Source organism: Rhizobium sp. CB3090, assembly GCF_029714285.1.
Classification (GTDB): Bacteria; Pseudomonadota; Alphaproteobacteria; order Rhizobiales; family Rhizobiaceae; genus Rhizobium.
In genome coordinates, this window is the sequence record NZ_CP121662.1 from 1,863,790 (window position 1) to 1,882,009 (window position 18,220).

An 18,220-nucleotide genomic window follows, 5' to 3' on the forward strand; every position below is an offset into this window, starting at 1 on the left:
CCAATAAATGATGGACATCGTCTCCTATATTGTGAGGAGACGATCTCCATGCTTGTTACGACGGAACTTGCGACCATCGATGCAGTCCGCGACTTCAATCGCTTCTATACCAATTTCCTCGGCGTTCTGAATAAAGCCTATCTCGACAGCCCATACGCTTTGACCGATGTCCGTGTGCTGTTCGAAATCGGCTCGCGCGGCGGCGTCGCCGCTTCGACATTGACGCGTGACCTGCATCTCGATCCCGCCTATCTCAGCCGCATTCTGAAGCGCTTTCGCGAAGACGGATTGATCGAAACCAAGCCCGATCCGGATGATCTACGCAGCCAGATTATCACGGTCACCGATAAGGGACAGCAGCAATTCCATGAATTCGTGCGCCGCTCGCGCGCCGAAATCGCCGGGCATTTCGACGCGCTAGCGATCGGTGAGCCCGAACGCGTCGTCGATGCGATGCGAACGATCCAGAACGTCCTCAACCCCAGCGCCAATGCCATGCCGCCCGCCATCATCCGCGCTCATCGCCCCGGCGATATCGGTTGGATCGTCCAGAGCCAGGCGCGCTTCTATTGCGAGGAATTCGGTTGGGATCTGCGTTTCGAAGGCTTGGTCGCCGAGGTAGCAGGGAAATTCCTCTCCAACTTCAATCCGCAGAAGGACCGATGCTGGATTGTCGAGCGGGGCGGACTGAATGTAGGTTCCGTCATGGTCGCCGATAGCGACGACGGCATCGCAAAGCTCCGGCTGCTTTATGTCGACAAAACAGCGAGAGGCCTCGGCCTCGGCAAACTGCTGGTCGGCGAATGCATCCGTTTTGCCCGCAGCGCCGGCTACCGTCAGCTTTCTCTCTGGACCAACGATATCCTCGATGCCGCACGCGGCATCTATATCCAATCTGGATTCCGGCTCGTCTCGGAAGAAAAACACCGCATGTTCGGTCCGGAATTGAACGGCCAGACGTGGGTGCTGGATCTCTAAAGCAGATAATCCCGCATCACAATTATGTTGCGCCGCAAAATTTCGCTTGATTTGGAAACGACCATTTCCTAAATAGTCTGCATGACGACAGACGCACTGGATATTTCCCCGAAACTTCGGGGCCGCCCGCGGGAATTCGATATGGATGCAGCGCTCGATCAGGCGCTGCGGGTCTTTTCCGAGCGCGGCTATTACGCCGCTTCGATCAGCGAACTCACCGAGGCCATGGGGCTGACCGCGGGCAGTGTCTACAAGGCGTTCAAGGATAAGCGCGGCATCTTCCTTGCCGCCTTCGATCGCTACCGGAATGTGCGCTGCAGGCTCAGGGACGAGCGCCTCGCTGCTGCACCCAACGCCTACGAAAAGCTGCGCACATTCCTGATCATCTTTGCGGAATCGTCCAGCGGAGCGGTTGGCCGCCAGGGTTGCCTTGTTGTCGGCAGCGCCACCGAGCTCGCTTTGTTTGACGCAGAAGTCGCCAACCGCGTAGCCTTCGCCTTCGATGTCGACGAGCAGTTGCTCGTCGATCTGATCCGCCTCGGACAGAAGGACGGCTCGGTATCGGACCGGCTCGATGTGGAAGACACGGCTCGCATGCTGCTCAGCCTGACGAAAGGCATGCGCGTGATCGGCAAAACCGGCCGCACCCGAGAACAGATGATCGCCGTCGCCGAAACTGCCCTGACACTACTGAACTGACTTTTTCACACGAATTTTCGGGGGACACGTTCCCCTGCCCGCATCAAGGATCAAGATATGTCTGCAACCGCCGCAGCGAGACGCGAGAGCGCTCCGCTTCCCGAAAAGACCATTTCACCCCTGCTGACATTCATGTTTGCCGCCGCCTGCGGGCTGGTGGCCGCCAATCTCTATTACGGCCAGCCGCTGGCCGGCCCGATCAGCCAGGCGCTCGGCTTCACGCCGGCAGCGACCGGTCTGATCGTGACGCTGACGCAGATCGGTTATGGTCTCGGCCTGCTGCTGATCGTGCCGCTCGGTGACCTCCTGGAAAACCGCAGACTGGTGCTGACGCTGATCGGCCTTTCGGCCGTGGCGCTCGTCGGCGCCGCATTCGCCTGGTCACCGTCGCTCTTCCTGCTTGCGTCGCTTTGCATCGGCCTCGCCTCAGTCGCGGTACAGGTGCTGGTGCCTTTCGCCGCCCACATGGCGCCGGATGCCAGCCGCGGCGCGGTTGTCGGCAATGTCATGAGCGGCCTGCTTTGCGGCATCATGCTGGCCCGGCCAGCGGCGAGCTTCCTATCGGAACTCTCCTCCTGGCACGCAGTCTATATCCTCTCAGCCTGTGTCATGATCGCGCTTGCCATCATCCTTCGCATCGCTCTGCCGACCCGCGTTCCACACACCAGGCTGCACTATGGCCAACTGCTCTCTTCAATGGGCCATCTCGCGCTGCATACGCCGGTGCTGCAGCGCCGAGCGCTCTATCAGGCCTGCATGTTCGGTGCCTTCAGCCTGTTTTGGACAACGACGCCGCTGCTGCTGGCAAGTCCTGCCTTCGGCCTCACGCAGAACGGCATTGCCCTCTTCGCGCTGGCTGGTGCTGCGGGCGCGGTCGCTTCGCCGATTGCCGGTCGTGTCGCCGATCGCGGCTGGACGAAGCTTGCCACGACCTTCGCCCTCGTGCTCGCCATCGTCGCCTTCCTCATCGGTCACGCTTCCGGCAGCGGTTCGCTGCTGGCGCTCGTAACGTTGACGCTCTCCGGCATTCTGCTCGATTTCGGCGTGCAGACCAATCTCGTGCTCGGCCAGCGCGCCATCTTTGCGCTGAGCGCCGAACATCGCAGCCGCCTGAACGGTCTCTACATGGCGACATTCTTTGCGGGCGGCGCGTTCGGCTCTGCGATCGGCGGCTGGGCCTATGCCACCGGCGGCTGGAATCTCGCCTCGTGGATCGGCGTCTGCTTCCCGGTGGTGGCGCTGCTCATCTTCCTGACCGAACGACAGAAATGATCAGGACGGCTGCGGAACGACGACACTCTGCAGCCAGTCGCATTCGCTGAGGCCGGCCGAGGCAAAGGGATCGATCAAGGTGCCGGAGACAATCGACGCCAAGATCTGCGGCCCCGGCGGCACCTTGGCAATGGTGGCAACCAGTCGATCCCGGATCCATGCCAGTGCTACCGAATCCGACTGGTAGAAGGGCGTAAACGCCAGCGACAGCAACTGAAACAGCCGCACATGCATCCGCCGCGCTTTTGCATAGGCGGCAAGCGCAGCGCCAATATCCTCGCTGCCCGCCAGCGCATGTGCAAGGGCCGCCACATCCAGCAGCGCCATATTGGCGCCCTGCCCGAGTTGCGGGCTGGTCGAATGTGCGGAGTCGCCGACGAAGACTGTGCGGCCGCTATAGGGCATGGCCGCGGTTCGATGAGCATAGCGTGCCAGCGTCAATTGCTCCCAATCAACAATCTGATCGAGCAGTGGCTGGCATTCCGGCCAATAGCCGCGAACCGCCGACTTCCAGCGATCGAGCCCCAGCCTTCGCACCTCATCGGCATGTGCTATTTTCAAGCTCCAGAAAAATGCCGCCTGCTTCGGCAGCTCCGGCTTCCGCCGTCCGATCGGCAACACGCCGATCATCACTTTCGCCCGGTCGTAGCGTTGCGTCAGCGCCCTCTCGTCCACCAGTCCATCGGGACAATCCAGCGTCGCCCAGAAAGCGCCATAGGCGAGATTACGCGTCCGTGGTGCGACCGGCAAAGCAGCGATCAATTCAGATCGCGCGCCGCTCGCGTCGATGACAAGATCATACGGCCCCAGCCGCTCGCCGCCCTCAATTATAAGATAGGTGTGACCGCCCTCTTCCAGGGTCCCGGTCACTCGCCGTCCGGTGAAGACAAGGTGTCTCCGTGCGGAGACCTCATCGTAAAGCGTATCGAACAGCGCGGCGCGATGAACCGCCAGCCCATAGCGCCCGCCCGCCAGAGTATCATAGCGCACGTCAAGAACCATGCGGCCACGCTTCGTCTCGGTGCCGAACAGCCGGTCGATGCGATTGCCGGCAGCGTGGATGGCAGGACCGAGGCCGAGCGATTCCAGCACCGTCAGGCCGGTGGGCTGCAGCATCAGCGCGGATCCGACTGGCGCCGGATTATCGAACCGCTCGATAATCTCCGTCGTATGGCCAGCGCGCGAGAGAAACAAAGCAGCAGCAAGGCCCGCAGGTCCCGCGCCAATGATCGCAATTTTCAGGGATTTCACCGGCCGCGCTCAGTCCTGCGGTTGATCGAAACGGACGCGTGCAGCGCGTACGGCATCATGATTGGCCTCGGCCCAATTCAAGAGCTGCGCCAAAGGCACATAGAGCGAGCGGCCGAGATCGGTCATGCGGTATTCGACGCTCGGCGGCTTGGTCGGAAACACCTCGCGGTCGACATAGCCGTCGCGCTGGAGGTCCCGCAGCGTCTGGGTCAACATGCGCTGGGAAATGTCGGGCACTATACGCCGCAACTCGCCAAAACGATATGGCCGCTGTGCCAGGGCTTCCAGCAGCAACACCGACCACTTGCCGCCGATCTGCGAGATCAGATCCCGCACCGGGCAATTGGTGGCATCGAATTTGCTAAGATCAAAGACGCGCAACGGAGCCTCCGTGCTGCGCAGATTAACGACGGTGTTGGCGCCCATGTGGGTCGGTTCCCTTTTGGTAACGTAGAGCGGAAAAACTGCCTTCTTTACAGACCGAAGTCAATTCCTATTCTAGCGCTAGTCTCTTTTTGAGAGCGCTAAAACCGCCGCAAATCCGCAGCGGTAGAACAAGGGAAAAACATGAGCAGCAGCACTCTTCTCGTCACCGGCGCCGCGGGTCAGCTTGGCCAGCGCGTCATCCATCACCTGCTGGAGACATACAAGGTCGCCCCTGGCCGCATCATTGCCGCGACCCGCAGCCCTGAGAAGCTTGCCGACCTCGCCGCGAAGGGCGTCGTCACCCGCAAGGCTGATTTTGATGACGCCGCTACCCTGTCCGCCGCCTTCGCCGGTGTCGATCGCCTGCTGATCATCAGCACCGACGCGCTCGGCGTCCCCGGCCTGCGCCTCAAGCAGCACACGGCTGCCGTGGATGCCGCGAAGAAGGCTGGCGTGAAGCATATTCTCTACACCTCCATGCCTGCCCCGGAAGGTTCGCTCGTCAGCTTCGCGCCAGACCACCTCGGCACCGAAAACGCCATCAAGGCAAGCGGTATCAGCTACACGATCCTGCAGGATGCCTGGTATTTCGACAATTATCTGATGGGTCTGCCGCACAGCCTAGAAGCCGGCAAGTGGTACACCGCGACCGCCGGCGGCCGAGTCAGCAACATCAGCCGCGAAGACTGCGCGCTGGCCATTGCCGCCGCTTTGGCTTCCGACACGACGGAAAACGCCACTTACACGCTGACGGGCTCGACCGCCGTCACCGTAGAGGACGTCGCGAGCGTCGTCAGCAAGATCACCGGCCATCCGCTGGACGTCGTGCATGTCAATGACGAACAGCTCGCCGGCGGCCTGACCGGCGCCGGCCTGCCGAAATTCGTCGTCGACATGCTGGTCTCCTTCGATGCCAACATCCGCGCCGGCAATTTCAATATCCTCACGAATGACTTCAACAAGCTGACCGGCAAGGAGCCGCAGACGCTGCGCAGCTTCGTCGAGGAACACAAGGCCGCGTTGGCAGGCTGAGTTTATGGGATGGTCAGGCGAGATTATCGTTGCCGCACCCTCGTGCCTCGCCTCAAACACAGCTCGTCCGGGCCAATTGTTTGCTCCATCGCCCCTTCTCCCCGCAATGCGGGGAGAAGGCTAGGATGAGGGGCCTGGCACTACAGCGCGCCAACCGCGTCCTCGCCTGACCAGCCCAAAACCTGCCCGTTAAACCGCCTGACCGCAAGCCCGGCAAAACCGCCGCACCGTCTCGGCCATGCCGTATTCCAGCGCATCGGCGGTCAGTCCATGACCGATCGACGCTTCGGCAAGCTTCGGAATGCGCTTGAGGAGCGCCGGCAGGTTGGCGACCGTTAGATCATGACCGGCATTGACGGCAAGTCCGTTGGCAAATGCCGCATCCGCAGTCTTGCCGAGGCCCTCGAGAATGACGGCAGCCCGCTCCGGTGCGTCATAGCAGCCGCCATAGGGACCGGTGTAAAGCTCGATGCGGTCGGCACCAACGTCCTTGGCGATCTTCACAGCCTCGCCATCGCCGTCGCCGTCGGCAAACAATGAAACACGGCAGCCGATCTTCTTATATTTGGCGACAACCTCGGCCAGCAGATCGCGATTTTTACGGAAATCCCAGCCATGGTCGGATGTCGCCTGCGAGGGATCGTCAGGCACCAGCGTCACCTGCTCCGGCTCCACGGATGCGCAGAGATCAAAGAACTCGTCGGTCGGATAGCCTTCGATATTGAACTCCGCCTCTGGAAATTCATCATCGATCAATGCCCGGATATCGGGCAGATCCGAGAAGCGGATATGCCGCTGATCGGGCCGCGGATGCACCGTCAAGCCGCTGGCACCGGCGGCAAGAGCGATCCGCCCCAACCCGGTGACGCTCGGCCAGGGAAGATCGCGCCGGTTACGCAACATGGCGATAGCGTTGAGGTTCACGGAGAGCTTGGCGGGCATGATCGAAATCCATGATTTATAAAGAGGATAATACATCCGTTTTATGCGATTGCACGCTGTAAGACCAACGAGATTCGAACATCGACTCATGCAAAAGATTGATGGTCTTCCCCACTTTTGCCGTCCCGTCCGTCCGACGATACCCCATTCGGGCAACTTATAATTTCGGCGAAACCCGATAGCGTCATTGTATCGGACGCCTAATTTGATTCGTCCGGGAATGAGGGGGCTCAAAGCTCGCCCACGGTAAATTTGTCCTTATGAAACCTAAGAATTTTCATCGGCGACATCTGCGTTTGTTGGTCGCGTTTTTGTAAAATCGAGTTGGGCGTAACTGCGACCTCCTCCGTCGACAAAAAAATAGGGCACTCGATCGTGGCGTGGGGCGCCGCGACAAAAAGGGGATGGAAATATGGAGGGACTCATGTCCGACGGTTCCAAACGTCCGTTTGCTGCCGCCAATCTCATTTCGCAAGCACGTGCTAAGTACCGGTTCCTGCCTGAGACAGCACTTCCTTCTGACCTGCCGGAGGGAGCGGTTGCCATTGCCGATATGGCCAATGCTTTCGGGGTGACGCACAGGACGCTGCACTTCTATGAGGAAAAGCGGCTGATCTCAGCCGATCGCCATGGGCTGATGCGCATCTACGGCACAGACGATGTGCTGCGCATGGCCGTCATTACCGCCTGCCGCGAAATCGGCATGTCGATCGCCGTCATTCAGGAAATCATGGAAAAGCTTGACGATGCGGAAACGCCGGACGATGCCGAGGCGATCTTCCGCACGGCCCTCAACCATCGCAAGCGCGAACTCATCCTTGAGATGTCCGAATTGAACCGGCAGATGCAGAAAGTCGCCGATCTCCTTGAGTATGACAGCACCGCAGAGCTCACTCGTTCTCATGGCGAAGACATCTGATCTCTTTCCGGCGCAGCATTGACCGTCTTTATATGACGCCGCCATCGGCGTCACGACCTGAATAGCTAAGCTTTACCGGACGATCGTCAGCGTCTCGGCGGCGCGCGTGATCGCCGTATAGAGCCAGCGCTCGCGCGTATCGCGAAACGCCCAGCTTTCATCGAACAACACCACATTGTTCCATTGCGAACCCTGCGCTTTATGCACGGTCAGCGCATAGCCGTAATCGAATTCATCATAGCGCTTGCGGGTCGACCAGGGGATTTCGCCCTCGACATCCTCGAAGGCCTGCTTCAGCAGCTTGATCTTCGCCGCACCCCGATCCATGTCGTCATCTTCCGGCCGGACAAGCAGATTGATGCCGGGCTTCGTCGTTTCCCTGGACGATGTCATCACCTGCCAGAGCGAACCGTTGAGCAGGCCTTTGGCGGGATCGTTGCGCAGACAGACCAGCTTGTCGCCGGACTGCGGATATTCGGCTGTAAAACCCTTGAGCTCGCGCAGTCGCTGATTGTAGCGCCGGCGCGTACGGTTGGTGCCGACCAACACCTGATCCGCCTCGAGCACCAGCGGCTGCGTCACCTCGTTCTTCGAAATCACCTTCGCCGTGCCGTAGTCGCCGTGCATGATCTCCTTGCCCTCACGTACATGCATGGCGAGCTGGATGATCGGATTGTCGCGGGCCTGACGGTGAATGTCCGTCAGCAGATAGTCCGGCTCGTCATTGGTGAAGAAACCACCGCCCGAGACCGGCGGCAACTGTCCGGGATCGCCGAGGACGAGAATCGGCGTGCCGAAACTCATCAGGTCCTTGCCGAGTGCTTCGTCCACCATCGAACATTCGTCGACGATGATCAGCGCCGCCTTGGCGACTGGACTCTGCCGGTTGATGGTGAACATCGGAGCGATCGACGTCTTGCCGGTTTCCTCGTCTTCAACGGCCTCCTCGCCGCGCGGGCGATAGATCAGCGAATGGATGGTCTTGGCATTGCTGGCGCCACGCGAGCGCAGCACCTGCGCCGCCTTGCCGGTGAAGGCGGCAAACAGCACCTCACCGTCTACATCCTCGGCAAAATGCCGCGCAAGCGTCGTCTTGCCCGTCCCGGCATAGCCGAACAGGCGAAACAGCGGCGAGCGCCGTTCCTTCAGCCATTTGGCAACGGCCTTGAGCGCTTCGTCTTGTTGTGGTGCGAATTGCATGCGCCGACTTGGCAGGATTCGGCCAGCAGAAGCAAGCAGTAAAAAAACGCGGAATTTTCGGAATAAAATTGGGGCAATTCGTGTCTCATGTCCGGCAACGCAAAACGTGGGGCCTAGACCATTAGGTTTACCATTCCGAGGAGAAACATCATGAAAGCCGCGAAATTCTTGCCGATCCTGGTCATGGCGTCGGTCGTAGCAACGTCGGCCTTTGCCGCCGCCCCAATAAAAACCGCCGAAAGCGCCAAGGGCAAGGTTCTCACAGGCGAAAACGGCATGACGCTCTACACCTTCAAGAATGACAAGAAGGGTGTCTCCAATTGCAATGACGATTGCGCCAAGGCATGGCCGCCGCTGATGGCCGATAGCAAAGCCAAGGGGGAAGGCGCATACTCGATCATCACCCGCAAGGACGGGAAAAAGCAATGGGCGAAGGACGGCATGCCGCTTTATTACTACGTCAAGGATACCAAGGCTGGTGATGTTGCCGGCGATGGCTTCAAGGGTGTGTGGGATGTCGCACGGCCCTGATCGGACCGGCGGGGACGCGGGGGAAGCCTCCCTCGCGCCCGACAGCTTCGAGGCGCAGGTGCTGGCGCTCCTGCCCTCGTTGAGGCGCTATTCGCGCAGCCTCACCCGCTCCGACGCCGATGGCGAGGATCTTCTTCAGGATTGCGTGGAAAAGGTGCTGGCGCGGCGCAGCCAGTGGCGCGGACTGAACCTGCGCGGCTGGGTGCTCACCATCATGACCAATCTCTACCGCAACGGCCTGCGCCAGCAAGGTCGCCGCAGCTTCGTCGATCTCGATGACAGCGCGGATCTGCCGACCACTGAGACCCCCAGCGATCCGTTGGAGCGCTCGCGATTGGAAGCGGCACTGAACAGCCTCGGGGAGGATTATCGCGCCGTGCTGATGCTGGTCGTGGTCGAAGGCTACAGCTATCGGGATGTCGCCACCACACTGGATATTCCGATCGGCACCGTGATGTCGCGCCTGTCGCGGGCGCGCCGGAAAATGACCAATCTGATGAGCGCCGAGAATGTCATTACGCTTCGGAGACCGAAATGAACGAACGTAACCCGACCGTGACCGAAGCGGATCTCCACGCCTTTGCAGACGGACTGCTGCCGCCGGATGACCACGTCCGGCTGGAAGCCTGGCTTACCGAAAATCCTGAACAAGCGGATCTGATCTTCACCTGGCAGGCGCAAAACGCCGACATCAAGGCATTGTTTGCGCCATACGCAATCTCGAAGGAAGGTGACCGTAAGATGGTCTCGCCGCCCCTCGCGACGCATGTGCCTGCCGCAACGTCACCACGGCTTCGCTGGCTGCCGATGGCCGCGGCCTCCTTGGCGATCTTCCTGGTTGGCGCTGCCGCCGGCCATTTCGGCCCGCCGCTTCTGACGCAGCCGGACCTTCGCGTGACGGCTATCGAAGCCCTGCCGCGGCAGGCGCAATCGGCCTTCGTGGTCTACGCAAGCGATGTCCGCCACCCGGTCGAGGTCGGCGCGGATCAGGAAGCGCATCTCGCCACCTGGCTCGGCAAGCGCATGAATGTCGCCGCTCTCAAGGTGCCGAGCCTGCAGACGCTCGGCTTCCAGCTCGTCGGCGGCCGGTTGCTGCCCGTCAATGGCACCCCCGGCGCACTCTTCATGTATGAGAACGCCGCCGGCCAACGCCTGACCGTTCTCATCGGCAGCAACAAGGAAAACACCACGACCAGTTTCCGCTTTACCAGCGTCGGCGCAGTCGAGACCTTCTATTGGATCGACGGCAAGCTCGGCTATGCCGTCACCGGCGAAATTTCGCGCGACATGCTGAGGCAGGTGGCGGACGAATGCTACAAGCAGTTTTCGTCCTAACCCCTCAGCGTTCCGGATCGTTCTCCAGCAGGATCGGCTTGCCGTGCGGCGTCGCTTCCGCCGCGCGCTGCCAGCTCCTTTGCAGGTCGAGGATCGCACCGGCATCGGCGATGCCGCGGCTGATCAGCAGGTTGGATAATGCCGCCACCCAGCAGTCGAAATAATCGCTGCCGTCTTCGGCGCGGCCTGGCTTGTGCAATTCGGCAGAAAGCTGCTCCGCCCATTCGCCCCAACTGAACAAGCCCTTTTCGTGCAGATGCACGGTCATCGCGAAAGCCTCCGCCGCCCAAGGTTCGGGGAAGACCGGCTCGCCATCTTCGGATTTCGGCAGTTGCGGCGATTGCGCTAGGACCGACGAAGTCTCAGACGCGCTCAAGATAGCTCTCCCAGGCATCGATGGAGACGGTAAGCATTGGATCGGCGCCCTCGCCCCAGATTTCCGGGCCATCGAAGACAACCGTGTAGATCCACTGCGGATTCTCGCCCTTGCCATGAGCGTTGTCGTCGGGAAAAACGAACGAGCCCTGCACGGCTTCCACCACCCCCGCCTTGGCTCGGGCATAGCGCGGCAAACGCGTATGTCCCATCGGATTGATATTCTTCGTCCGCACGCGATCGCCGACCACAAACAGCGGTGCCGCATCGACCGGCCGATCACAGGGGCCGCCCTTGGCGAGAGCACCGGCAACCATATCGGCCTTCAGAACGCGTTTCGGAACCGCTCCCTGTCCCGACGAATGGCCGGCTCGCAGCTCCTCGTGCGTTACGAAACCATGCCGTTCCAGCAGCGTCTCGAGCCCGCGCATCCAGATCTCATAATAGCTGGCGGCAAGATATTCGGCCGGAGGGATATTTTCGCGCGCATGCCGGCTTTCATCGATGCTCCAGGCGCCGAAGGCACCGCAGGAGAGTGTGATGCCGAGCGCCCGCTTTTCCCATTCCGCATGGAAGACCGGCTCGTTCGGTTCCGGCGCCACCGGCCCGAAGCCCATCTGCCCGCCGAGATCGTGCGGCCCGCTCATAGCGTCACCTCCGGAGCCTTGGCGATCGCGGTGCCGATCATGGCGTCACGGCTGACGAGATCGGCAAGCGCCGCCTCATTCATACCCTGGGTGCCATCAGGACGTTCCGGAATGACGAGATGGCGAAGCTCCGCCGTCGAATCCCAGACGCGAATCGTCTTGCCCTCAGGCAGCGTCAGACCGAATTCGGCCAATACGCCGCGTGGATCGATGACCGCACGAGAGCGATAGGCTGGCGCCTTGTACCAGACCGGCGGCAGGCCGAGCACCGACCACGGATAGCAGGAGCAGAGCGTGCAAACGATGAGATTATGTGTTTCCGTCGTATTGAACACCGCGCGCATATGCTCGCCCTGGCGCCCCGTGAAACCGAGGCTGGCAATCGCCGCCGTCGCGTCGCGCTTCAACCATTCGGCAAACTCCGGATCGCTCCAGGCCTTCGCCACCACCTGCGCCCCATTGCGCGGCCCGACCTTGGTCTCATAGGTCTCGACGATGACATCGATCGCCGCCGGATCGATCAGCCCCTTTTCCGTCAGCAGCGTCTCCAGCGCCCTCACGCGCGCCTGCATGTCAGAATAGTGGTTGTCATGATCATGGTGATGATGGTCGTCATGATCGTGCATGATGTATCTCCCCGCCGAATAAGCCGCAAATCTAAGCCTTAGCCATCGAGCCGCCAAGCGCCTTCTTCATCGGTTGTAACCGCGATCAGATGCCGCAACCCCCTGCCATTGTCAGTGCTTTTAGCTAGTCTGCCCAGCATGAAGATTTTGATTCTTGGCGCAACTGGTTTCATCGGCTCTGTGATCGCGGCGCGATTGCGCAGGGATGGGCATATGGTCACCGGCCTTGCCCGCAATCCTGACCGCGCGCGCGTCAAACATCCGTCGATCGGCTGGATCAAAGCTGATCTGGCCGAAATGACCGATCCATCGGACTGGCATGCTGTGCTAAGTAGCCACCAAATCGTCATCAACTGCGCCGGTGCCCTTCAAGACGGGCTTTCCGACGATCTCGCCGCCACGCAGGAAAAAGCAATGCTGGCGCTCTATGCCGCAGCCGCGCGGTCGGCGATCGAACTCGTCGTGCAGATTTCCGCGCGCACGGAAGGCGCGGGCCAAGGCCAGCCGTTCCTGGCGACAAAGCGCAGTGCTGACAAGGCGCTGGCGGCAAGCGGTCTCAACCATATCATCCTGCGACCGGCGCTCGTCCTCGGCCGCAATGCCCATGGCGGCACGGCATTGCTACGTGCGCTTGCTGCCATGCCTTATCTCCTGCCTCTCATCCATGCACAAAGCCCTGTCGAAACGGTCTCGGTCGATGATGTTGCCGCAGTCGTTTCGGCAGCGGTTGCCGGCGACTTCCAATCCGGCACCGATATCGATCTTGCCGCCAGCGAGATGCTGACACTCCGCGAACTGGTCATACTTCACCGAAGCTGGCTCGGCTTACCACCGGCGCGGGTCGTGCCGATACCGACCGGCTTGGCAAGGCCGATGACCTGGGCGGCTGACATCGCCGGCACGCTCGGATGGCGCTCGCCACTCCGATCAACTGCGATGGCGGTGATGTCCGAGGGCGTTCTCAGCCGAAGGGACGGGCAACACCTCCCAAGTCAACGCCTGGCGACGGCCGTCGAAACACTGGATGCCAGTCCTTCCGGCATCCAGGATTTGTGGTTTGCCCGCCTCTATTTGTTAAAGCCGGTGATGGTCTTTGGCCTCGCGCTCTTCTGGATGCTGTCGGGCATCATCCCTTTACTGGCACCGACAGGCGCAAGCCGGCACTTCCTGCCCTTTATGCCGGAGGGAGTGGCGATGGCTTTGACCCTGATTACCTGCTTTCTCGATATAGCCCTTGGCGCCTTTGTTCTTGTGCGGCCTTTCGCACGTTCGGCATTGTTCGGAATGCTTGCCGTCACGCTCGGCTATCTTGCCGGCGGCACCCTGCTCGAACCATCGCTTTGGCTCGATCCCGTCGGGCCATTCGTCAAAGTACTGCCGTCGATCCTGCTGACATTTGCCACCCTTGCGATATTGGAGGAGCGCTGATGCTGGGAGAGGAACTTCTTCGCCTCGTGCATGTCATCGGCGCTACGGTGCTGTTCGGCACCGGCGCAGGCATCGCCTTCTTCATGGTCATGGCGCATCGCACGGGCGATCCCAAGGTGATTGCACATGTTGCCGGCACAGTCGTCATCGCTGATACCATCTTTACGGCAACCGCCGTCATCCTTCAGCCGGTGACCGGCTATCTGCTCGCACAATCGATCGGCTGGTCGCTCGAAGAAGGATGGATCGCTCTGTCCTTGCTGCTGTATGTGTTGACCGGCATTTTCTGGCTGCCGGTCGTCTGGATACAACTCCGCCTGCGCGATCTCGCCCGAGCGGCATCCGAGACCGAAGCGCCGTTGCCGGAAGCCTACCACCATCTCTATCGTATCTGGTTTGCTTGCGGCTTCCCCGCCTTTTTCTTTGTCATCGGCATCCTCTGGCTGATGCTCAACAAGCCATCCATACCGCTATTTTAACATCGGCCAGAGGCTGAGCACCAACAGGACCGCCATGGTAATGTTGAACCGCTTGAGGCGAACGGGGTCGGAAAGCCAGTTGCGCAGGGCCGAGCCGAAGCCGGCCCAGGTCGAAACGCTGGGAATGTTGACCGCCGCGAAGGCAAGGCCGACAAGCAGCACGCTGATCAGGTAGAGCTGGGGATTGGTGTAGGTCGCCATGGCAGTGACCGCCATGACCCAGGCCTTGGGATTGACCCATTGAAAGGCGGCAGCACTCAGGAAGCTCATCGGCTCGACACCGCTTTCCTTCTCGCTGAGGCTGCGCGACGTCGCAATCTTCCATGCGATCCAGACGAGATAGGCTCCGCCGGCGAATTTCAGGCCCGTATAGAGCACCGGAACGGTGTGCAGCAATGCCCCGAGCCCAAGCCCGACGCCCAGCAACAGCGACAGAAAACCGACGCCGATGCCGAGCATATGCGGAATCGTGCGGCGGAAACCGAAATTCACGCCCGATGCGAACAGCATCATATTGTTCGGCCCGGGCGTAATCGATGTCGTGAATGCAAACAACAGAAGAGCCAGAAATGAATCCAGTGCCATAAAGCCTCCCAGACGCCGCTCTTTAGTCAGCCGAAGCGTCAATTCGCGCGATGCGCATCTCTCACAGCTGCGCCTATGCCGAGCAACCTAATTTGCCTCGGAATCGAATGCCATGGAGGGATTGTCACTGTGACATGAATGGCCTCGATTGAAATCCCGATGAATGCCCTTATCCTTCGCCTCTGAAGCAGCGAGGACATGCCATGCACGACCCTATTCCTACCGTCACTCTCCCCTCCGGAATTGCGGTTCCCGCACTCGGCCAAGGGACGTGGAACATGGGCGAAACAGCCGCCCAGGCTAGGGAAGAGATCGCCAGCTTGGGAGCCGGGCTCGATCTCGGCATGACACTAATCGATACCGCCGAAATGTATGGCGAAGGCGGCGCGGAAGAAATCGTCGGCAAGGCGATCGAGGGGCGGCGCGATGAGGTGTTCGTCGTCAGCAAGGTCTATCCTCACAACGCAAGCAGCAAGGGGACTATCCAAGCTTGCGACCGCAGCTTGAAACGAATGAAAATCGACCGCATTGACCTTTATCTGCTGCATTGGCGCGGCGAGTATCCGTTGTCCGAAACGGTGGCCGCGTTCGAAGCCCTGAAAGCCGCAGGCAAGATCGGCGCCTGGGGCGTTTCGAATTTCGATGTCGACGATATGGAGGAACTGCTCGCAGTTCCCGACGGCGGCAATGTCGCCACCAATCAGGTGCTCTACAATCTCGGCCGACGCGGCGTCGAATACGATCTGCTGCCGTGGTGCCAGGAGCGCAACATCCCGATCATGGCCTATTCACCGATCGAACAGGGCCGGCTCGCGCATCATCCGGACCTGATCCACATCGCCAAGACCTATCAGGCAACGCCGGCCCAGGTTGCGCTTGCCTTTCTGCTGGAGCGCGACGGCGTGATCGCCATTCCCAAAACCTCCAATCCGCAACGCGTTGCAGAAAACCGCGATGCCGTCTCGCTCGACATCACCGAGGAGGATTGGGCAACCCTTGACGCCGTCTTCCCGCCGCCGGCGCGAAAGAAGCCGTTGGAGATGCTTTAACTGCCGACGTCTGCCTGCTGCTGCCCAACGATCAGCTCTATCGCCTGGAAAACATCGATCAATCGCCAGTCCGCCGGATCGCGATAGGTCGGATAAAGCGAAAAGGCGGCAGCGGCGATTTGATCGACAGTCCGCCGCCTGGTTCGTCTATCGGCGAGAATGGCCTTCGTGTAGACCCCGAATTGATCTTCCGTCACTCCCCACCCGGCATAAAACGGCGCCGCATAGCAACGGACCGGGATGCCGCGCAGCAGCGCATCGAAACCGAACTGGCTTGAAACGGTCCAGACCTCATCCACGACCTCAAGAATCGATGCGACCGATACGGCATCATCGAGAAATATTGCACCGCCTTTGCCCGCGGTTTCCGTGGTCAGATATCCCTTACGGTGGCCGGCCATGACATCCGGATGCGTCCGGATCAGACATTGGGCACCGCTTGCCAAAGCGTCTGCAAGCATCCGCTCGAACGAGGCGTGTGAACCGAGCGCCTTGCCGACCGAGATATCGCCGACAACCTGATCGACCAGCAGGATGCGACGCTTCGTTGTCCGCTCGATCGCGGGTTCCCTGTGCGGCAGATGATTGTATTTCGAGAGTCTGTTGCGGACGATCTGCTCGCGGATCGCCCTGCCCAGCTCTCCGGCATCTTCCGCACCGCCGATCAGGCGTTCAAGGCGCGAGGGCCGGCTTGCGTCGACGGGCAGACCGAGATCGTCGACGACGATCGAAAAAGGGATTGCACCGGCTTTGCCGAGGCCGACCGAACGTAAAAAACCGTCTTCAAGATTCCAGCATGGCAATCCACGCAACCGCGAGATCGCCGCCGCCGTCTTTGCGGGTGTGCGACCGCCCCAGGAAAGCACGCCGCCGATGCCGGGTGACAGTGTGGTCGCGATCTTCTGCAAACCGAAATATTGGCCTAGCCACGGAAAAGCATTGCGAACGTAGAATGTAGCGCCAAGACGCATCCCTGCCGGAGGATGCCAGCTCTTCTCGCCAATATCAGGCAAACTCTCCGCGGTAGAAAACGCCACCGACATGACCTCATTGATGACGCGACTTATCCGCCCCGAGCGCCGCGCAAGCTACGCGACGCCCGAAAGCCGTTCAACGACTGAGTTTCTCACATTCCTTGTGGGCCGCGGTTCATCGCGGCAATGCCCGTGCGGCAGACTTCGATCAGGCCGAGCGGCTTGATGATGGCGATGAACTGATCGATCTTCGATGACTTGCCGGTGATCTCGAGAATGAAATGCTCGACGGTAGCATCCACAACCTTGGCATGGAAGGCATCGGCCAGCCGCAGGGTTTCGGCGCGGGTCTCGCCGCTTCCTACAACCTTCAGCAGCGCCACTTCGCGCTCGATCGGCCGTTCCTGGCCGAGATCGCGGGCGCGCACCGTCAGGTCGACGACGCGATGAACCGGCACAATGCGCTCAAGCTGCGCCTTGATCTGCTCCAGCACCTGTGGCGTGCCGCGCGTGACAACGGTGATGCGCGACAGATGGGCCTGATGCTCGGTCTCGGAAACGGTGAGGCTTTCGATATTATAGCCCCGGCCGGAGAAGAGGCCGATGACGCGGGCGAGAACGCCGGGCTCGTTGTCGACTAGCACCGAAAGCGTGTGGCTCTCGGCCGCCGCGGTCTCCGGCGAGATGAAATAGGCGGAGCCCGTGGGTTGAAGGTGTGCGGTCATTGTCCTTGTTCCGTTTCCTCGGTTCTTATGGTCAGGATGCCAGCTCGATGCTGACATGATCGATGTGTTGTTGCGCGAGCTTGACGAGATCGCGATCGAACGTGACGAAGGTTTCACCTGCGTCGAGACTGGAGACATGAAAAGCATCCGCGAAATCGAGGCCAGCTTCAAAAGCATCCAGAGCTGAAACCACTCTCTCCTTTTCACGGAATACGATCGTATCCAATGCAAGCAGTGATCGAAACAATCCGGCGATTTGCCGCGAGGTCATTCCAATACTCTTGCGAAGCACCCACTCCGTCTCCAGCAGAACGGTCGAGAGAATGACGACATTGGAGGTTCGCAAAATCTCTGCCGCGACCTGCCACTGCTTGCTGTCATCTCTGGCAAGGACACGGACAAGAATGTTGGTATCAATCGTTCTTGTCTTCATCCCACTGCCGATTCACTTTGTCCCACCTATGCTTTGCTTCCGATAAAATAGTCTCATCGATCATCTCATCAGTAATCGGCGGTCCGCTATACCGGGGGATAACCGACAAGAACTCATCTATCGTCAGCTTTTTCCCAGCGGGCTTTGGTTCCTGCTTCACCGGCTCCAGCGTGATGACGTTGTCATGCTCGATAACTTCAAATTCGGTGCCAGCCTCATAACCGTGGGCATCGCGAACCGACTTGGGCAGTGTGAATGTAACCCTGCCGTTGTCGGACATCTTTGCTCTCGTCATACTCCTGGCTCCTCAAGAA

Annotated in this window: 22 protein-coding genes and 1 pseudogene; 11 read left to right on the forward strand and 12 right to left on the reverse strand. The window is 60.3% G+C overall.

The annotated features are described in order from the left end of the window. Positions 1 to 48: 48 nt before the first annotated feature. From QA646_RS09025 to QA646_RS09035, 3 genes are all read left to right on the forward strand, one after another. A complete protein-coding gene (locus QA646_RS09025; protein ID WP_283058727.1) occupies positions 49 to 978 on the forward strand; it encodes a MarR family winged helix-turn-helix transcriptional regulator in 930 nt (309 codons plus the stop codon). Between the two features lie 81 nt (positions 979 to 1,059). After that, positions 1,060 to 1,677 (forward strand): TetR/AcrR family transcriptional regulator, encoded by a 618-nt coding sequence (locus QA646_RS09030; protein WP_283058728.1) that lies wholly within the window; start codon positions 1,060 to 1,062, stop codon positions 1,675 to 1,677. Between the two features lie 57 nt (positions 1,678 to 1,734). Continuing rightward, positions 1,735 to 2,949, forward strand: a complete 1,215-nt coding sequence (locus tag QA646_RS09035; protein WP_283058729.1) for an MFS transporter — start codon at positions 1,735 to 1,737, stop codon at positions 2,947 to 2,949. Here the strand turns inward: QA646_RS09035 and QA646_RS09040 are convergent, their stop codons facing one another. Both QA646_RS09040 and QA646_RS09045 read right to left on the reverse strand, forming a co-directional pair. After that, on the reverse strand, positions 2,950 to 4,200 hold the full coding sequence (locus QA646_RS09040; RefSeq protein ID WP_283058730.1) for an NAD(P)/FAD-dependent oxidoreductase: 1,251 nt from the start codon (positions 4,198 to 4,200) through the stop codon (positions 2,950 to 2,952). Positions 4,201 to 4,209: 9 nt separating this feature from the next. Continuing rightward, positions 4,210 to 4,626, reverse strand: coding sequence for a helix-turn-helix domain-containing protein (locus QA646_RS09045; RefSeq protein WP_283058732.1), 417 nt, complete (start codon positions 4,624 to 4,626; stop codon positions 4,210 to 4,212). 141 nt (positions 4,627 to 4,767) lie between these two features. On the opposite strand from QA646_RS09045, the gene QA646_RS09050 reads away from it, so the two are divergent. Next, a complete protein-coding gene (locus QA646_RS09050) occupies positions 4,768 to 5,658 on the forward strand; it encodes an SDR family oxidoreductase (protein WP_283058733.1) in 891 nt (296 codons plus the stop codon). 189 nt (positions 5,659 to 5,847) lie between these two features. On the opposite strand, the gene QA646_RS09055 is transcribed toward QA646_RS09050, so the two are convergent. After that, positions 5,848 to 6,600, reverse strand: coding sequence for a pyridoxine 5'-phosphate synthase (locus QA646_RS09055; RefSeq protein ID WP_283058735.1), 753 nt, complete (start codon positions 6,598 to 6,600; stop codon positions 5,848 to 5,850). 424 nt (positions 6,601 to 7,024) lie between these two features. Between QA646_RS09055 and QA646_RS09060 the strand changes: the two are divergent. After that, positions 7,025 to 7,489: pseudogene (locus tag QA646_RS09060) on the forward strand (MerR family transcriptional regulator); the annotation flags it as partial. A gap of 102 nt (positions 7,490 to 7,591) precedes the next feature. Here QA646_RS09060 and QA646_RS09065 read toward each other — a convergent pair. Then, positions 7,592 to 8,719, reverse strand: coding sequence for an ATP-dependent RecD-like DNA helicase (locus QA646_RS09065; protein ID WP_283058736.1), 1,128 nt, complete (start codon positions 8,717 to 8,719; stop codon positions 7,592 to 7,594). Between the two features lie 150 nt (positions 8,720 to 8,869). Between QA646_RS09065 and QA646_RS09070 the strand changes: the two genes are divergently transcribed. Genes QA646_RS09070 through QA646_RS09080 form a run of 3 tightly spaced genes read left to right on the forward strand, consistent with a single transcriptional unit; the run spans position 8,870 to position 10,585 of the window. After that, positions 8,870 to 9,250: a hypothetical protein gene (locus tag QA646_RS09070; protein ID WP_283058737.1), complete on the forward strand. Its 381-nt coding sequence runs from the start codon at positions 8,870 to 8,872 to the stop codon at positions 9,248 to 9,250. Next, positions 9,234 to 9,788: an RNA polymerase sigma factor gene (locus tag QA646_RS09075; protein ID WP_283058738.1), complete on the forward strand. Its 555-nt coding sequence runs from the start codon at positions 9,234 to 9,236 to the stop codon at positions 9,786 to 9,788. Before QA646_RS09070 ends, QA646_RS09075 begins: the two co-directional genes overlap by 17 nt. After that, positions 9,785 to 10,585, forward strand: coding sequence for an anti-sigma factor (locus tag QA646_RS09080; RefSeq protein WP_283058739.1), 801 nt, complete (start codon positions 9,785 to 9,787; stop codon positions 10,583 to 10,585). Before QA646_RS09075 ends, QA646_RS09080 begins: the two co-directional genes overlap by 4 nt. Before the next feature lie 4 nt (positions 10,586 to 10,589). Here QA646_RS09080 and QA646_RS09085 read toward each other — a convergent pair whose 3' ends face one another. Genes QA646_RS09085 through nthA form a run of 3 tightly spaced genes read right to left on the reverse strand, consistent with a single transcriptional unit; the run spans position 10,590 to position 12,233 of the window. Continuing rightward, positions 10,590 to 10,961, reverse strand: coding sequence for a nitrile hydratase accessory protein (locus tag QA646_RS09085; protein WP_283058740.1), 372 nt, complete (start codon positions 10,959 to 10,961; stop codon positions 10,590 to 10,592). Next, positions 10,948 to 11,607 (reverse strand): nitrile hydratase subunit beta, encoded by a 660-nt coding sequence (gene nthB / locus QA646_RS09090; protein ID WP_283058741.1) that lies wholly within the window; start codon positions 11,605 to 11,607, stop codon positions 10,948 to 10,950. The genes QA646_RS09085 and nthB overlap by 14 nt, the downstream gene beginning before the upstream one ends. Further along, complete coding sequence (gene nthA, locus QA646_RS09095; protein WP_283058742.1) at positions 11,604 to 12,233, reverse strand: nitrile hydratase subunit alpha; 630 nt, start codon at positions 12,231 to 12,233, stop codon at positions 11,604 to 11,606. Before nthA ends, nthB begins: the two co-directional genes overlap by 4 nt. Before the next feature lie 138 nt (positions 12,234 to 12,371). Here nthA and QA646_RS09100 point away from each other — a divergent pair, with 138 nt between their 5' ends. Continuing rightward, a complete protein-coding gene (locus QA646_RS09100; protein ID WP_283058743.1) occupies positions 12,372 to 13,661 on the forward strand; it encodes an SDR family oxidoreductase in 1,290 nt (429 codons plus the stop codon). 2 nt (positions 13,662 to 13,663) lie between these two features. Beyond that, complete coding sequence (locus QA646_RS09105) at positions 13,664 to 14,140, forward strand: DUF2269 domain-containing protein (RefSeq protein ID WP_283058816.1); 477 nt, start codon at positions 13,664 to 13,666, stop codon at positions 14,138 to 14,140. On the opposite strand, the gene QA646_RS09110 is transcribed toward QA646_RS09105, so the two are convergent. Continuing rightward, entirely contained in the window at positions 14,132 to 14,725 is a 594-nt protein-coding gene (locus QA646_RS09110) for a LysE family translocator (RefSeq protein ID WP_283058744.1), read from the reverse strand. The two genes, QA646_RS09105 and QA646_RS09110, sit on opposite strands and share 9 nt — an antisense overlap. 203 nt (positions 14,726 to 14,928) lie before the next feature. Here QA646_RS09110 and QA646_RS09115 point away from each other — a divergent pair, with 203 nt between their 5' ends. Further along, positions 14,929 to 15,774 (forward strand): aldo/keto reductase, encoded by an 846-nt coding sequence (locus QA646_RS09115; protein ID WP_283058745.1) that lies wholly within the window; start codon positions 14,929 to 14,931, stop codon positions 15,772 to 15,774. Here the strand turns inward: QA646_RS09115 and QA646_RS09120 are convergent. The 4 genes from QA646_RS09120 to QA646_RS09135 form a co-directional block, all read right to left on the reverse strand. Continuing rightward, on the reverse strand, positions 15,771 to 16,745 hold the full coding sequence (locus QA646_RS09120) for a capsular biosynthesis protein (protein ID WP_283058817.1): 975 nt from the start codon (positions 16,743 to 16,745) through the stop codon (positions 15,771 to 15,773). The two genes, QA646_RS09115 and QA646_RS09120, sit on opposite strands and share 4 nt — an antisense overlap. Positions 16,746 to 16,900: 155 nt before the next feature. Then, a complete protein-coding gene (gene ilvN, locus QA646_RS09125; protein ID WP_283058746.1) occupies positions 16,901 to 17,473 on the reverse strand; it encodes an acetolactate synthase small subunit in 573 nt (190 codons plus the stop codon). A 31-nt stretch (positions 17,474 to 17,504) separates the two neighbouring features. Continuing rightward, positions 17,505 to 17,906: a type II toxin-antitoxin system VapC family toxin gene (locus tag QA646_RS09130; RefSeq protein WP_283058747.1), complete on the reverse strand. Its 402-nt coding sequence runs from the start codon at positions 17,904 to 17,906 to the stop codon at positions 17,505 to 17,507. Next, a complete protein-coding gene (locus tag QA646_RS09135) occupies positions 17,887 to 18,186 on the reverse strand; it encodes an AbrB/MazE/SpoVT family DNA-binding domain-containing protein (RefSeq protein WP_283058748.1) in 300 nt (99 codons plus the stop codon). The genes QA646_RS09130 and QA646_RS09135 overlap by 20 nt, the downstream gene beginning before the upstream one ends. Positions 18,187 to 18,220: the final 34 nt, after the last annotated feature.

Bases quoted from the DNA above. Each gene is read 5' to 3' on its own strand.
- QA646_RS09055 (WP_283058735.1), bottom strand. From the start codon at position 6,600: ATGCCCGCCAAGCTCTCCGTGAACCTCAACGCTATCGCCATGTTGCGT.
- QA646_RS09110 (WP_283058744.1), bottom strand. From the start codon at position 14,725: ATGGCACTGGATTCATTTCTGGCTCTTCTGTTGTTTGCATTCACGACA.
- QA646_RS09065 (WP_283058736.1), bottom strand. From the start codon at position 8,719: ATGCAATTCGCACCACAACAAGACGAAGCGCTCAAGGCCGTTGCCAAA.
- QA646_RS09120 (WP_283058817.1), bottom strand. From the start codon at position 16,745: ATGCGTCTTGGCGCTACATTCTACGTTCGCAATGCTTTTCCGTGGCTA.
- QA646_RS09100 (WP_283058743.1), top strand. From the start codon at position 12,372: ATGAAGATTTTGATTCTTGGCGCAACTGGTTTCATCGGCTCTGTGATC.
- QA646_RS09050 (WP_283058733.1), top strand. From the start codon at position 4,768: ATGAGCAGCAGCACTCTTCTCGTCACCGGCGCCGCGGGTCAGCTTGGC.
- QA646_RS09130 (WP_283058747.1), bottom strand. From the start codon at position 17,906: ATGAAGACAAGAACGATTGATACCAACATTCTTGTCCGTGTCCTTGCC.
- QA646_RS09135 (WP_283058748.1), bottom strand. From the start codon at position 18,186: ATGTCCGACAACGGCAGGGTTACATTCACACTGCCCAAGTCGGTTCGC.
- QA646_RS09045 (WP_283058732.1), bottom strand. From the start codon at position 4,626: ATGGGCGCCAACACCGTCGTTAATCTGCGCAGCACGGAGGCTCCGTTG.
- QA646_RS09115 (WP_283058745.1), top strand. From the start codon at position 14,929: ATGCACGACCCTATTCCTACCGTCACTCTCCCCTCCGGAATTGCGGTT.
- QA646_RS09035 (WP_283058729.1), top strand. From the start codon at position 1,735: ATGTCTGCAACCGCCGCAGCGAGACGCGAGAGCGCTCCGCTTCCCGAA.
- QA646_RS09030 (WP_283058728.1), top strand. From the start codon at position 1,060: ATGACGACAGACGCACTGGATATTTCCCCGAAACTTCGGGGCCGCCCG.
- QA646_RS09075 (WP_283058738.1), top strand. From the start codon at position 9,234: ATGTCGCACGGCCCTGATCGGACCGGCGGGGACGCGGGGGAAGCCTCC.
- QA646_RS09070 (WP_283058737.1), top strand. From the start codon at position 8,870: ATGAAAGCCGCGAAATTCTTGCCGATCCTGGTCATGGCGTCGGTCGTA.
- nthA (WP_283058742.1), bottom strand. From the start codon at position 12,233: ATGCACGATCATGACGACCATCATCACCATGATCATGACAACCACTAT.
- QA646_RS09025 (WP_283058727.1), top strand. From the start codon at position 49: ATGCTTGTTACGACGGAACTTGCGACCATCGATGCAGTCCGCGACTTC.
- nthB (WP_283058741.1), bottom strand. From the start codon at position 11,607: ATGAGCGGGCCGCACGATCTCGGCGGGCAGATGGGCTTCGGGCCGGTG.
- QA646_RS09080 (WP_283058739.1), top strand. From the start codon at position 9,785: ATGAACGAACGTAACCCGACCGTGACCGAAGCGGATCTCCACGCCTTT.
- ilvN (WP_283058746.1), bottom strand. From the start codon at position 17,473: ATGACCGCACACCTTCAACCCACGGGCTCCGCCTATTTCATCTCGCCG.